The organism is Nonomuraea sp. C10 (genome assembly GCF_008017515.1).
Taxonomy (GTDB): domain Bacteria; phylum Actinomycetota; class Actinomycetes; order Streptosporangiales; family Streptosporangiaceae; genus Nonomuraea; species Nonomuraea ferruginea.
In genome coordinates, this window is sequence record NZ_VPFF01000001.1 from 5,741,110 (window position 1) to 5,753,901 (window position 12,792).

General features: G+C 72.6%; 13 protein-coding genes. 6 read left to right on the plus strand and 7 right to left on the minus strand.

The window, feature by feature from the left end; translation table 11 throughout:
* Nucleotides 1-14: 14 nt before the first annotated feature.
* The 5 genes from FR742_RS26265 (at nt 15) to FR742_RS26285 (ending at nt 4,822) form a co-directional block, all read left to right on the plus strand.
* A complete protein-coding gene (locus tag FR742_RS26265) occupies nt 15-926 on the plus strand; it encodes an LLM class F420-dependent oxidoreductase (RefSeq protein WP_148033411.1) in 912 nt (303 codons plus the stop codon).
* 79 nt (nt 927-1,005) lie between these two features.
* Nucleotides 1,006-1,617, plus strand: coding sequence for a TetR/AcrR family transcriptional regulator (locus FR742_RS26270; protein ID WP_148033412.1), 612 nt, complete (start codon nt 1,006-1,008; stop codon nt 1,615-1,617).
* Nucleotides 1,614-1,940, plus strand: coding sequence for an EthD family reductase (locus tag FR742_RS26275; protein WP_148033413.1), 327 nt, complete (start codon nt 1,614-1,616; stop codon nt 1,938-1,940). Before FR742_RS26270 ends, FR742_RS26275 begins: the two co-directional genes overlap by 4 nt.
* A 107-nt stretch (nt 1,941-2,047) precedes the next feature.
* Nucleotides 2,048-3,610: an acyl-CoA carboxylase subunit beta gene (locus tag FR742_RS26280; RefSeq protein ID WP_148033414.1), complete on the plus strand. Its 1,563-nt coding sequence runs from the start codon at nt 2,048-2,050 to the stop codon at nt 3,608-3,610.
* Between the two features lie 18 nt (nt 3,611-3,628).
* Nucleotides 3,629-4,822, plus strand: a complete 1,194-nt coding sequence (locus tag FR742_RS26285; protein WP_148033415.1) for an acyl-CoA dehydrogenase family protein — start codon at nt 3,629-3,631, stop codon at nt 4,820-4,822.
* Nucleotides 4,823-4,881: 59 nt separating this feature from the next.
* Here FR742_RS26285 and FR742_RS26290 read toward each other — a convergent pair whose 3' ends face one another.
* Together FR742_RS26290 and FR742_RS26295 are read right to left on the minus strand one after the other, a co-directional pair.
* Nucleotides 4,882-5,334, minus strand: coding sequence for a MaoC/PaaZ C-terminal domain-containing protein (locus tag FR742_RS26290; RefSeq protein WP_187281309.1), 453 nt, complete (start codon nt 5,332-5,334; stop codon nt 4,882-4,884).
* Nucleotides 5,331-6,383 carry an MBL fold metallo-hydrolase gene (locus tag FR742_RS26295; RefSeq protein ID WP_148033417.1) on the minus strand — a complete coding sequence of 351 codons (1,053 nt, stop codon included), beginning with the start codon at nt 6,381-6,383 and terminating at the stop codon, nt 5,331-5,333. The genes FR742_RS26290 and FR742_RS26295 overlap by 4 nt, the downstream gene beginning before the upstream one ends.
* 157 nt (nt 6,384-6,540) lie before the next feature.
* On the opposite strand from FR742_RS26295, the gene FR742_RS26300 reads away from it, so the two are divergent.
* The gene (locus FR742_RS26300) at nt 6,541-6,993 is read left to right on the plus strand and encodes a MaoC family dehydratase (protein ID WP_222709060.1); all 453 of its coding nucleotides are present in this window, start codon (nt 6,541-6,543) and stop codon (nt 6,991-6,993) included.
* Here FR742_RS26300 and FR742_RS26305 read toward each other — a convergent pair.
* The 5 genes from FR742_RS26305 to FR742_RS26325 form a co-directional block, all read right to left on the minus strand.
* Nucleotides 6,990-7,589, minus strand: coding sequence for a TetR/AcrR family transcriptional regulator (locus FR742_RS26305; RefSeq protein WP_222709061.1), 600 nt, complete (start codon nt 7,587-7,589; stop codon nt 6,990-6,992). The genes FR742_RS26300 and FR742_RS26305 overlap by 4 nt on opposite strands.
* Before the next feature lies 1 nt (nt 7,590).
* Nucleotides 7,591-9,957 carry a PEP/pyruvate-binding domain-containing protein gene (locus FR742_RS26310; protein ID WP_148033418.1) on the minus strand — a complete coding sequence of 789 codons (2,367 nt, stop codon included), beginning with the start codon at nt 9,955-9,957 and terminating at the stop codon, nt 7,591-7,593.
* Nucleotides 9,954-11,333, minus strand: a complete 1,380-nt coding sequence (locus FR742_RS26315; RefSeq protein ID WP_148033419.1) for an MFS transporter — start codon at nt 11,331-11,333, stop codon at nt 9,954-9,956. Before FR742_RS26315 ends, FR742_RS26310 begins: the two co-directional genes overlap by 4 nt.
* Before the next feature lie 193 nt (nt 11,334-11,526).
* Complete coding sequence (locus FR742_RS26320) at nt 11,527-12,360, minus strand: SDR family oxidoreductase (protein ID WP_148033420.1); 834 nt, start codon at nt 12,358-12,360, stop codon at nt 11,527-11,529.
* Nucleotides 12,357-12,764 carry an ATP-binding protein gene (locus FR742_RS26325; protein ID WP_187281310.1) on the minus strand — a complete coding sequence of 136 codons (408 nt, stop codon included), beginning with the start codon at nt 12,762-12,764 and terminating at the stop codon, nt 12,357-12,359. Before FR742_RS26325 ends, FR742_RS26320 begins: the two co-directional genes overlap by 4 nt.
* Nucleotides 12,765-12,792 lie beyond the last annotated feature (28 nt).

The window sequence follows — 12,792 nt, forward strand, 5'->3', positions numbered from 1 at the left end:
GAGAGGACCCCGCTGTGACCCGCACCACCTGCAGCTTCGGCATCCACCTGCCGCCCGGCGAGCACGACACCGACGGCCTCGGCATGCGCGGCATGGCCGCCCTGGTCGACCGGCGGGGGTTCGAGAGCCTGTGGGTCAGCGACCACACCGTCCTGATCGAGGAGCCGCGCTCGCGCTACCCGTTCAGCGAGTCGGGCGAGTTCTACCTCCCGGCGGACTCCGACTGGTACGACTGGGTGGTGGCGCTCTCCTTCCTCGCCGCGGCCACGACCACGACCAGGCTCGGCGTGGCCGTGGCGGTGATCCCCCATCGCCATCCGATCCTGCTGGCCAAGCAGCTGGCCACCCTCGACCGGCTCAGCGGCGGCCGGGTCAGCCTGGGCGCCGGGGCGGGCTGGCTGGCCGAGGAGTTCGACGCCCTCGGCGTCCCGTTCGCCGCCCGCGGCAAGCGGATGGACGCGACCATCGACCTCATGCGCGCCACGTGGACGGGCGCTCCCCCGCCCGGGGAGTACGGGCCGTTCACCGTGCCGCCGGGCGTGCGCACCCACCCGACACCCGTCCAGGAGCGGGTGCCGATCCTCATCGGCGGCGAGTCGCCGGCCGCGCTGCGCCGGGCCGCCTCACGCGGCGACGGCTGGTTCGGCACGATCGCCGGCGGCCGGATGGAACCGGAGCGTCTGCGCGAGGTGGTCGCCACCCTGCGCGCCGAGGCGGCCGGGGCGGGCAAGGATCCGCACCGCCTCGACATCACGCTGCGGATCGCCGCCCGCGCCGGCGACGTCTTCACCCCGGCCTTCGAGGAGTATCTGCGCGACCTCGTCGAATCCGGCGCGACCCGTCTCACCTTCGACCTGGGCTGGCGCTCCGCGAGCCGGTCCGACGAGATCCTGCACCGGCTGCGCGAGCTGAGCGATGCGTTCTAGGCCACCGGCCGCAGTATGGTCCTTGTCGGCCACATGATCGATGACAGGCATCCGCCCCTGAGGGAGAGGAACGACAACCATGGCCGAGACCACCCGAGGATCACGTGACGGCACCGTCCCCACCGCGGTGGCCATCCGCAGCGCGGCCGTGGAGCTCTTCCATCGGCAGGGCTTCGAGGCCACCTCGCAGCGGCAGCTCGCCGACGCGGTGGGGCTCCAGGTCGCCAGCCTCTACAACCACATCAAGAGCAAGGAGCAGCTCCTCGCGACCATCATGACCGAGGTCATGGAGCAGCTGCTCAGCATCACCGAGCGCCGGGTCGAGGCCGCCGCGACCCCCGAGGAGCGGCTGCTGGCCTTCATGAGCGAGGGCATCAGGTTCCATGCCGAGCACCGCCTGGAGGCGCTGGTCGGCAACACGGAGCTGCGCTCGCTGTCGGAGGACAACCGGGCCAGGGTGGTCGAGCTGCGCGACCGCTACGAGCGCCTGCTGGAGTCGATCCTGCGCGAGTGCGCCGCCGGGGGCACCGTCTCGGTTCCCGACGTCAAGATGGCCACCTACGCCGGGGTCGCCATCTGCGTGCACGTCGCCTCGTGGTACCGCGAGAACGGGCGTCTGCCCCTGGACGAGGTCATCAGCGGGCTGCTGGCCGCCTACGCGCCCACCGCGGCGCTGGAGAGGAAGAAATGATCAAAGTCGTCGCCGTCATCCGCCGCAAGCCCGGCCTGAGCCGGGAGGAGTTCCTGCGTTTCTGGCAGGAGGAGCATCCGGCGCTCGTGCTGGCCCTGCCCGGCCTGCGCGGCTACCGGCAGAACCCGGCGGTCGAGCACCGCAAGCAGTGGCCCTGGGACGGCTCCGCCGAGCTCTGGTTCGACGACGTGCGCGCGGTGAAGGCCGCCTTCGACAGCCCGGAGGCCGGGCCGCTGCGCGCGCACGAGGAGCACTTCATCGAGGCGCTGGAATGGTTCCTGGCCTCGGAGACCGAGCTGCTCCCGCCGACACCGACCGCTTGACGAACGATCGTTCGTAGGTAATCCTGGGTCGAGCAGCTTCCTGACGTGCGCGGACTCGGTTCCCGCACCTGCCACAGCCCGCATCGTGTCTGATGGGACGAACACCTATGACTTCCACCGTTCCCCTCGATCCCCCGCCGCAGGCGGACATCCACGAGGAGCTCCAGGCCCGCCTGCGGGCAGCCCGGCTCGGCGGCAGCGAGAAGAACCGCCACAAGCACGAGGCCGCCGGCAAGCTGCTCGTCCGCGACCGGCTCCGGCTCCTCCTCGACGACATCGAGGACTTCGAGGACGGCCTGCTGGCCCGGCACGCCGACGGGCTGCCCGGCGACGGCGTGGTGACCTGCATCGGCAGCGTCGACGGCCGCCGGGTGTGCGTCATCGCCAACGACTACACGGTCAAGGCCGGCACCTGGGGCAAGCGCACCTTCGAGAAGATCACCCGGATGCAGCTCCTGGCCGACGAGCTCGGGCTGCCCCTGGTCTACCTCGTCGACGCGGCGGGAGCCCGCATCGACGAGCAGTTCGAGAGCTACGCCGGCCGCCACGCCTGGGGCAACATCTTCTACAACCAGGTGCAGATCTCCGGCCGGGTGCCGCAGATCTGCGCGCTGTTCGGCCCCTCCCCCGCGGGATCCGCCTACGTGCCCGCCCTGTGCGACGTGATCATCATGGTGCGCGGCACCGCCACCGCCTACATCGGCTCGCCCCGCGTCGCCGAGATGGTCACCGGCGAATCGGTGACCCTGGAGGAGATGGGCGGCGCCGACCTGCACAGCCGCGTCTCCGGACTGAGCGACCTGCTCGCCGAGACCGAGGAGGAGGCCATCGCGGCCATCCGCCTCTACCTGTCCTACCTGCCCTCCAGCTGGGAGGCCGAGCCGCCCAGGGCCGCGGGCCGCGAGCCCCGGCCGACCGAGTCGCTGCGCTCCATCGTCCCGGAGAACCAGGCCGTCCCGTACGACGTGCGCGAGCTGATCGACGCCGTCGTCGACTGCGACTCCTTCTTCGAGCACAAGGAGCTGTTCGCGCCCGAGCTGGTGACCGGGTTCGCCCGCCTGGACGGGGCGCCCGTCGGCATCGTGGCCAACCAGTCGGCGGTCAAGGCGGGCGTGCTGTTCAGCGACTCCTCCGACAAGGCGGCCCGGTTCGTCTGGATGTGCAACGCGTACAACGTGCCGCTGCTCTTCCTCATCGACGTACCCGGATACATGCTCGGCACGGTGGCCGAGAAGGAGGGCATCATCCGGCACGGCGCGAAGATGCTGTTCGCCGTCGCCGAGAGCCGGGTGCCGCGGGTCGCGGTCATCGTGCGGAAGGCGTACGGAGGCGGCTACCTGGGCATGTCGGGCAGCCCGATGAACCCCGACGCGGTGCTCGCGCTGCCCACCGCCAAGCCCGCCCTGCTCGGACCCGAGGCCGCGATCGCCGGCATCCACTTCAACCGGGTGATGGCGATCGAGGACGAGAAGGAGCGGCAGAAGCTCGTCACCGAGCTGCGCTCGGAGTACGAAGAGCAAATCGACGTCTTCCAGATCGCCAACGAGAACGCCGTGGAGGCCGTCGTCAGCTACGAGGACCTGCGGCGCGAGCTGATCCACCGGTTCGACGTCTACCGGCGCAAGCGCAAGACGCCGCCCGCCCGCCGCAACGGCGTCTACCCCGTCTGAGCCACCCGGAGCAACCGCATGAGACCTCTCACCGACGCCGCCGGCAGGCAGGCCGACCCCATCAGCGACACCCCAGAGCGCGCCGAGCTGCGGGCCGAGCTGCGCAGGCTCATCGCCGCGACCAGCCCGGTCGCCGAGGTGCTCCGCCTGGACGAGCAGGAACGGTTCGACGACAAGCTGCACGAGGCGCTGCGCCGGCTCGGCGTGCACGCGGTCGGCGGGCACCCCGACCACGGCGGGATCGGCGACATCCGCGACCAGACCGCCGTCATCGAGGAGCTGGCCGCGGGCCCCACCTCCATGGCGGTGCACATGGTCGTGCAGTACATGATCACGCACATCCTCGGCACCAACGGCTCCCCCGAGCAGCGGGAGGAGTGGCTGGACCGGCTGCACACCGGGGCGGCCAAGGTGTCCTTCGCGCTCTCGGAGCCCGCGGGCGGCACCGACATCGCCCGCGTCATGCGCACCACCGCCCGCCGCGAGGGCGACCACTGGCTGCTGTCGGGCCAGAAGACGTGGATCTCCGGCGCCCTCGGCGCCGACGCCCTCGTCGTGCTGGCCCGCACCTCCCCGGCCGAGGGCTCGTCCGTCGACGGCGTGACCATGTTCCTGGTCCCGGCGGGCTCCCCCGGCCTCCAGGTCCGCGAGCTGCCCACCGTCGCCGTGCACGGGCTCGACACCTGCGAGGTGTTCTTCGACGACGTGGCGGTGCCCGAGAGCGCGGTCGTCGGGGCCGTCGGCGCCGGCTTCCGCCAGGTGGTGGCGACGCTGAACCGCGAGCGCATCAACGCCGCCGCGGGCGCGATCGGCGCGGCGAGCGGGGCGCTGGACGCCGCCGTCGAGTACGCGCGAGGCAGGGCCGCGTTCGGCTCCACCCTGGGCTCCTTCCAGGCCGTGCAGCATCGGCTGGTCGACGGGGCGCTGGCCATCGAGTCGGCGCGCTCGCTGCTGGCCCGCGCGGCGGCCGTCGAGGCGGCAGGCGGGCGGGCCGACCTGCTGTCGTCCATGGCCAAGATCGCCGCGTCGGAGGCGGCGGTCAAGGTGACCCAGGACGGCATGGAGATCCTGGGCGGCGCCGGGTTCAGCCGCGAGTTCCCGATGCAGCGCTGGTTCAGGGACGTGCGGCTGTGGGTGTTCGCGCCGCTGGCCAACGACATGGTCCGCAACTACCTGGGCGAACGGCTGCTGGAGCTGCCCCGCTCGTTCTGACCGCGAACGCGTGCGGGCCGGTCCCCTCGGACCGGCCCGCACGCGTTCTCAGCGCCGGGTCACGGCGCCTCGGCGGACATCAGCAGGATGCTGGTGAACGTCATCACGTCCTCCTCGCGCTGGTTGACGACGCGGTACGAGAGCGTCACCACGAACTGTCCCTCGCGCTTGGCGGGACGCGCCTCCGTCACCTCGACCACCGCCCTGATCGTGTCGCCGATCAGCACCGGGGCGAGCGCGCGCAGGTCGTTCAGCCCGAGCCAGGCGGTCGTCCGATCGCCGTCGATGACCTGGCTCCGCGTGCTCAGCCCGAGCGCCATGGCGAGCGTGAGCGGCCCGTGCGCGATCCGCTCGCCGAACCGGCTGCGCGCGGCGTACTCCCGATCGGTGTGGATCGGCAGCCAGTCGCCGGTGAGCGAGGCCCAGGAGACCACGTGCGACTCGGTGATGGTGATCGCCGCGGTGCTGATCTTCTGACCGGCCTCGGGATATCCGGTGAGCGCGCTGCTCATGATGCCTCCTGTAGGTAGCGGACGACGCCGCCCTGTTCTGTCCGCCCGCAGCGGCCGTCGGCCGCGAGCACGTCGAGATGCGCCGCGGTCTCGCAGACCGCGAGCATCCGGTTGACCGGGTCGAGGTCGCGCAGCCGGCGCTCGCGCCTGGTCCATCCCAGCCCGCCCGCGACCTCGTACGCGGTGCGCGGCCGCCCGTCCAGCAGAGCCGCGCAGGCGTCCAGGCGCTGCTCGTGGTGGGCCAGCAGCTCGGTCGCCCGCGCGTGGGTGCTGGAGCGCACCGGCCCGTGCGCCGGGAGCATGAGCCGGTCGGGCAGGTCGAGCACGGCCCCCAGCGAGTCCATGAAGTCACGCAGCGGCAGCGCCCCCGTCCTGCTCTCGTACCCGATCGACGGGGTGATCTGCGGCAGCACGTGGTCGCCGGTGAACAGCATGCCGTGCCCGGCGTCGTCGAACACGACGTGGCCGCGGGTGTGCCCCGGGGTGTGCAGCGCCCGCAGCCCGGTGCGGCCGGCCTGGAACAGGCGGCCGTGGGTGATCCACTCGTCCGGCGGCTCCCACTTGGCCGGGTCCGAGCCCGTGCCGTAGCCGATGGCGTCCAGCGCGCTCACGACCTCCTCGCCGCCGTGGCGGCGGAGCTGGGCGAGCTGCGTGGCGCCCTCCATCTCGTCGCCGGAACCGAGCGCCTCCAGCGAGGGCCGCTCGTGCTCGCCCAGGCGCAGCCCGCAGCCGCTCTCGCCGCGCAGGGTCACGCCCTGCGAGTAGTGGTCGACGTGCACGTGCGTCACCAGGATCTCGGACACGTCGTCCACGCCGTACGAGAGAGCCTCCAGCGCGGCGCCGAGCACGGCCCGGGACTCGGGCATGGCCCAGCCGGCGTCGACGAGGGTCAGCCCGTGGTCGCCTTCGAGCACGTACACGTTGACCGCGCGCAGCCCGTCCTCCGGGATCGGCAGCGGGACCCGGTGCACGCCCGGCGCCACCTGGTAGACGCCGGGCTCCTCCCAGGAGTGGCGGTCCGGGTCGTCGACCCGCTCGGCGCGTCTCATGGCACCCGCCCCACCGGCGTGCAGTCGTGCTTCAGCGCCAACACCTCCGAACAATCGATCGTTCGTATCACGATAGCGGCCCCTTCCGCGTGGGAACACTGACCGTGACGCTATACTAGCGATCGTTCGTTCGTAGTTCTAGGCAGAGGAGGCCGCAGTGGGCCTGTGGTTCGAGGAACTCACCCCCGGACTGGTCATCGAGCACCAGATCAGGAGAACCGTCACCGAATCGGACAATGTCCTGTTCAGCACGCTGACCATGAACCCCCAGCCCCTGCACCTGGACGAGGAGTTCGCCAAGGACTCGGAGTTCGGCACCCGGGTGGTGAACGGCCTGTTCACGCTCTCGCTGGTCATCGGGCTCAGCGTGACCGACATCTCGCTGGGCACCACGGTGGCCAACCTCGGCTACGAGGTGGTCGAGATGCCGGCCCCGGTCTTCCACGGCGACACGATCCGCGTGGTGTCGACCATCCTGGACGCCCGGGAGTCGAAGTCACGCCCCACGCAGGGCATCGTCAAGCTGGAGCACCGGGGCCTGAACCAGCGCGACGAGCTGGTCAGCCGGGTGGTGCGCAGCGCCCTGTTCCACAGGCGGCCGGCCGCCTAGCTCCGGGTCAGCAGCGGCACCAGGACCTCGTCCACGATGTCGACGACGAGCCGGTCGGGGATGGGCGGCCCCTGGAAGAGGAAGTGCTGCCTGAGCAGGGCCTGGCCGGTGTCGAGGCGGAGCGGCGTGACCGCGTCCCCGGAGATCTCGCCGCGCTCGACGGCGCGGCGGGCGATCTCGGCCATCATCTTGCGGCCCGCGCCCTGCGAGTTCTCCTTGAAGGTGCGGGCGCTGGCCTCGTCGCGCAGCGCCTCGGAGAGCAGCCCGCGCATCGCCTCGCCCGCCGGGCCGGACAGGATGTCGGCCGTGCCGCGCAGCACGGTCAGCAGGTCGTCGCGCAGGCTGCCGGTGTCGGGGACGTCGGACAGGGCCGGCAGCGAGTGGTAGACCGAGTCCATGACCAGCGCGACGCGGGTGGGCCAGCGGCGGTAGAGCGAGGCCTTGCTCGCCCTGGCCCGCTCGGCGACGCGTTCCATGGTGAGCTTGGCGTAGCCGCTCTCGGCCAGCTCGTCGAGCGTCGCCCGGTAGATGGCGGCGGCGAGCTCCTCGCCCCGGCGCCGGGGCAGCTTGCGGTGGTCGGTGACCATCTCAGCCATGTTACCGAGCCTCCACCACCACACCGGAGCCGCCGTCGACCGTGACCTGCCGCCCGTCGGCCAGCAGGGAGGTGCCCTCGCCGGTGCCCATGACCGCGGGGATGCCGTACTCCCTGGCCACGATCGCGGCGTGGGAGGTGATGCCTCCGGTGTCGACGACCACCGCGGCGGCCCGCTGGAACAGCGGCGTCCACGACGGGTTGGTGTAGGGGCAGACCAGCACGTCACCGGGTTCGAGCCTGCCGAACTCCGACGGGTCGCGGACCACCTTGACCGGCCCGGTGGCGGTGCCCGCGCTCGCGGGGGTGCCCGCCACGAGCGCGTCACCGGCGTCGCGGGCCGGGAAGACGGCCCGGAGGTCGATGAGCCGCACGCCGGCGAGCTCCTCACGCCGGGCGGCCCGGGCGGTCGCGCTCGCGCGCAGCCGCCGGCCCTGCTCGCCGCCGAGAGCGGCCACGTCCTCGATCGCCTCCAGCTCCTCCAGCCTGAGGTGGAAGACGTCCTCGGGAGCGTCGAGCACGCCCGCGTCGCGCAGCCTGCGGCCGATCTCGACGATGGACCGGCGCAGCGCGGGCAGCGGCATCGTGAAGGAGAAGTGGCTGTCCTCACGGAAGGCGATCCCCGCGCGGGCGGCGTGCACCTTGCGGACCATCTTGTCCCGCTTGCGGGCGCCGCGCAGCCGCGGGTGGGCGAGCAGCCGGTCCATCGCGTCGTCGCCGGGCTCGGACCGGGGTGGCTCCGCCGCCAGCACCCTGATCAGGTCGAGCACGGTCTCGGGTCCGTCGGCCCAGGTCGGCGGGGTGACCAGGAGCGGGCTGGCGCCTTCCCGGTGGCCGTACTCGGCCAGGAACTCCCGGAGCGCCGCCTGGAAAGCCTCGGGCATCGGGTCCCGGGCGAGCGCGCCGGTGTTCCTGGCCTGCTCGGCGAGCTCCTCCAGGGCCCGGTTGGCGTCGCTGGTGCGGGTGCGGGCGCCGGCGATCAGCGCGCCGAACAGGTCCGTACGGCCGAGCAGCTTGAGCGCGGCGCGCAGCCGCAGCAGCGACAGCCCGCTGCGCGGCAGGTAGTCCGTGCGCAGGCCGGCCACGGGCCGCACGGCGGCCAGCACCCTGCGCGGCGTCCTGACCAGCTCCGGCCAGGGCAGCGCGGCCAGGTCGAGCTTCGTCAGCTCGCGCACGTCGTCGAGGTAGCGCTGGAAGCGCGGGTCGCCGCTCCACCGGGCGGGATCGTACCGGCGGGCCTTGGCGAAGATCAGGAACGGCGCGACGAGCAGCTTGGGCGAGGGGTGCGGGCGGGGCGGCACCAGCCGGTAGGCGACGCCGTCCTGCTCCTCGATGAAGTGGTCGAACGCCCCCCGCAGGCCGAAGTTGCGGGTCACCTGCGCCATGAGCCCGGCGGGCCCGTACGGCACCCAGGTGGACATGTCGATCGGATAGGGGCGTACCGGCAAGTACTCCATCAGGACGGTGCCGAGCTTGCGGCGGATCGGGCCGAGCTTGCCGAGCGGGGGCGGCGGCAGCGCGGTCATCGGCCGGGCCTGCACGAGGCTGACCTCGCCGCCCGCGTACGTCCACTCGATGTCCTGGGGGCGGCCGAAGTGACGGGCGACCGCGGTGCCGAGCCCGGCCAGCTCGCGCAGCACGCCGCCGGGCAGCCGCTCGGCGGGCGCGCCGTCGCCGGTCTCGTGGCTGACGCCGCCGCCCGCAAGGGCGCGGACGACCACCTCACGGCGGCCGGGCGCGAACTCGGCGATCTCGCCCCGCGGCGTGAGCACGTAGTGATCAGGGGTGACGAGGCCGGACACGACCGCCTCGCCGAGCCCGGTGCCGGCGTCGACGACGAGCCGCCCGCGGTCGCCGGTGACGGGGTCGGCGGTGAACATCACGCCCGCCGCCTCCGCCGCCACCATGCGCTGCACGACGACCGCGATGCGCACCTCGGCGTGGTCGAGGCCGAGCCGGTCGCGGTAGGCGACGGCGCGCTCGGACCAGAGCGAGCCCCAGCAGCGCCGGACCGCGTCGATCAGCCCGTCCTCGCCGACGACGTTGAGGTAGGTGTCCTGCTGCCCCGCGAACGCGGCGCCCGGCAGGTCCTCGGCGGTGGCGCTGGAGCGCACGGCCACCGGCCCGCCGCCGAGCTCCCGGTACGCGGTCAGGATCGCCCCGCGCAGGGTCTCGGGGATCTCCAGCTTCTCGAAGTACGCGCGCGTGGCGTGACCGGCGGCGACCAGGTCGTAGGCGGCGGTGGTGACCACGAATCCGGCGGGGACGGGGAAGCCGCCGGCGATCAGCTCCCCGAGGTTGGCTCCCTTCCCGCCCGCGAGGGCGAGGTCGCCGCGGCGGAACGAGCTCAGGGGGGCGACGAGTGTCATGAGGTCTCCTGTGCGTGAGCGGTGGTGCGGAGAGGTCGCGCGGGCAGCGCCAGCGCGAGCAGGAAGGCCACGCCGAGCAGCGGCGACATGGCCGCGAACACCGGCGGCACGGCCTCGGCGAAGGCGGCGCGCGCGGCGGTGTCCAGGGGGGCGCCGGCGCCGGGCATACCGCCGGCGAAGCGCCAGGTGATGAGCGCGCCGACCAGGGCGACGCCGGCGGAGGCGCCGATCTGGCGCAGGAACGTCACCGACGAGGTGGCCGTGCCCAGATCGGCGTACGCGACGGCGTTCTGCGCGGCCAGCACCATCACCTGCATGACGAGCCCGACGCCGAGCCCGATCAGCGCCAGCACGCCGGCCAGCGCGGCCGCGTCGCCGGCGGCGAACGGCAGCACGGCCAGCCCGGCCGCGGCGAGCGCGGTGCCCGCGACGGGGTAGCGCTTGTAGCGGCCGGTCCTGGTGATGAGCCTGCCGGAGACGACGGTGGTGGTCAGCACACCGGCCATGAGCGCGGTGACCAGCAGCCCTGCCCCGGTCGCCGAGGCGCCGTGGGCGATCTGCAGGTAGGCGGGGATGTACGTGAGGGTGCCGAAGAGCGCGAACCCGATGAGCAGGCTGATCAGCACCGGGACCGCGAACGCCCGGTCCCTGAACAGCCGGAGCGGCAGGATCGGGTCGGTCGCGTAGCGTGCGGTGACCAGCCAGGCCGGCACGGCGAGCGCGGCCAGGACGAGGAACGCCACGTTCCTCGTCTGGCCGAGCATGACCACGCCGACGACGGCCAGGCCGAGCGTGACCGCTCCGGCGATGTCGACGGGCGCGCGCGACTCCGGCCTGGGCAGCTTGAGCGTGACGGTGAGCACGACGAAGGCGAGCAGCCCCAGCGGCGGGTAGATGGCGAAGATCCACCGCCAGCCGGCGCTGTCGATGAGGAACCCGCCGATCAGCGGCCCGCCGACGGCGGCCACCACATAGGCGGCCCCGATCAGCCCGAGATAGCGGCCGCGCTCGCGCGGGCTGACGACCTCGCCGATGACGGCCTGCGCGCCGATCATCAGCCCGCCACCGCCGACGCCCTGCACCGCGCGGAACGCGATGAACTGCGGCATGCTCGCGGCCGTGGCGCACAGGACCGCGCCCACCACGAAGATCACGATGGCGACCTGCATGAGCGGCTTGCGGCCGAACCGGTCGCCGAGCTTGCCGTACACCGGCATCACGACGGTCGCGGCCACCAGGTAGGCGGTGATCACGGCGGGCATCTGGTCGAGCCCGCCGAGGTCGCCGGCCACGGACGGCAGCGCGGGCGTCATGATCGTCTGATCGAGCGCGCCGAGCAGCATGCAGAGCATCAGCCCGGTCAGGACGACGACCATCCCGCCACCTCCTTAGAGAACGAGTCGTTCTCTAAGGAGGGTAGGCGTCATCGCTAAGAAACGCAACGTTCACTATTCGGCCGCCTCGGCTTCCGTCGCCGATCGCGGTGGCCAGCCCCGGCGGAGAAGTTCCGCCAGCCCCGTCGCCGGATGTCCCGTCACCCGCTCCGGTCGGCCGGTGACAATCGCGCGGTCAACCCCGGCGGACGAGCTCCGCCAGGCTCGTCGCCGGATGTCCAGCGAGCTCCTCCACATCCCCCGTGACCCGCTCCAACTCCCCCGCGGCGATCGCGGTGTACGTGGACACCCAGGCGTCCACCTGCCACCGGGGTGCCCCGTACGAGGCGCGCGACGCGTACGCCTCCTCGACCGTCTCGGCGTGGTACCTGGTTTCACGCCCGGTCGCCTCGGTCAGGATCTTCGCCACCTCGGCCAGCGTGAGCGCCTCCGGCCCGGTCAGCTCGTACGTGCTTCCTTCATGCGCGGCCGGGTCGCCCAGCACGGCCGCCGCCACGTCGGCGACGTCGTCCCTGGCCACCGCCGCCACCCGGCCCTCCCCCGCCGGGCCGCGGATCACCCCGTCCTCCCCGGCCATGTCGGGCAGGAAGTCCGCGTACAGGTTGTCGCGCAGGAACGTGAACGCCATCCCCGAGGCGCGGATCCGCTCCTCGGTGGCCCAGTGGTCGCGCGCCAGCGTGAAGGCGGCGTCCGGTCCCGGGTTGGCGAACGACGTGTACACGAGGTGCCGGACGCCCGCTTCGGCAGCGGCGTCGACGAAGGCGAAATGCCGCTCCAGCCGGTCGGCGGACTCCGACGCCGACACCATCAGGACGGCGTCGACGCCTTGCAGCGCCCTGCGCACCTTCTCACGGTCCCCGAACTCCGCCTCCGCGACCTCCGCCCCGGGCAGCCTCGGCGCCCGGCTCGCGTCCCGTACGACCAGCAACTGCTCCGACCTGGCCCCGGCCAGCCGCCGCGCCACCCCGCCACCGATATGCCCGGTCGCCCCGGTCACCGCGATCCTCATCCCGTCAGGATGTCACGGCGCGCTCCCCGGACCCGGGAGCCCGCGTCTGCCGGGATGAGGCACCAGACCGTACGACCCAGCCCGCGTCCATGCTCACCGATCCCCCAGTCCTGGGAGATCTCGCGGATGATCAGCAACCCTCGGCCGTCCTCTGCCTCCGACTCCTGGCGGACGTACGGCCCGGAGAACGCCGTACCGGGGTCACGCACCTCCACGCGGACCAGCCCTCCTACGTCCGTGACGGTGAGGCCGATGAAGTCGCCCGGCCGTGCGTCCGAATGCCGCAGGGCGTTCGTCACGAGTTCGGACACCGCGAGCACGACATCGTCGATGGCAGGATGATCACCTCCTAGCCAGTCGCGGACGTGCGCGCGGGCGTACGAGACGGACTCCCGAAGGCACATCAACCGAATCGAACCGACCACTCTGGGC

Bases quoted from the DNA above. Each gene is read 5' to 3' on its own strand.
- FR742_RS26270 (WP_148033412.1), top strand. From the start codon at position 1,006: ATGGCCGAGACCACCCGAGGATCACGTGACGGCACCGTCCCCACCGCG.
- FR742_RS26275 (WP_148033413.1), top strand. From the start codon at position 1,614: ATGATCAAAGTCGTCGCCGTCATCCGCCGCAAGCCCGGCCTGAGCCGG.
- FR742_RS26280 (WP_148033414.1), top strand. From the start codon at position 2,048: ATGACTTCCACCGTTCCCCTCGATCCCCCGCCGCAGGCGGACATCCAC.
- FR742_RS26285 (WP_148033415.1), top strand. From the start codon at position 3,629: ATGAGACCTCTCACCGACGCCGCCGGCAGGCAGGCCGACCCCATCAGC.
- FR742_RS26290 (WP_187281309.1), bottom strand. From the start codon at position 5,334: ATGAGCAGCGCGCTCACCGGATATCCCGAGGCCGGTCAGAAGATCAGC.
- FR742_RS26295 (WP_148033417.1), bottom strand. From the start codon at position 6,383: ATGAGACGCGCCGAGCGGGTCGACGACCCGGACCGCCACTCCTGGGAG.
- FR742_RS26305 (WP_222709061.1), bottom strand. From the start codon at position 7,589: ATGGCTGAGATGGTCACCGACCACCGCAAGCTGCCCCGGCGCCGGGGC.
- FR742_RS26310 (WP_148033418.1), bottom strand. From the start codon at position 9,957: ATGACACTCGTCGCCCCCCTGAGCTCGTTCCGCCGCGGCGACCTCGCC.
- FR742_RS26315 (WP_148033419.1), bottom strand. From the start codon at position 11,333: ATGGTCGTCGTCCTGACCGGGCTGATGCTCTGCATGCTGCTCGGCGCG.
- FR742_RS26320 (WP_148033420.1), bottom strand. From the start codon at position 12,360: ATGAGGATCGCGGTGACCGGGGCGACCGGGCATATCGGTGGCGGGGTG.
- FR742_RS26325 (WP_187281310.1), bottom strand. From the start codon at position 12,764: ATGTGCCTTCGGGAGTCCGTCTCGTACGCCCGCGCGCACGTCCGCGAC.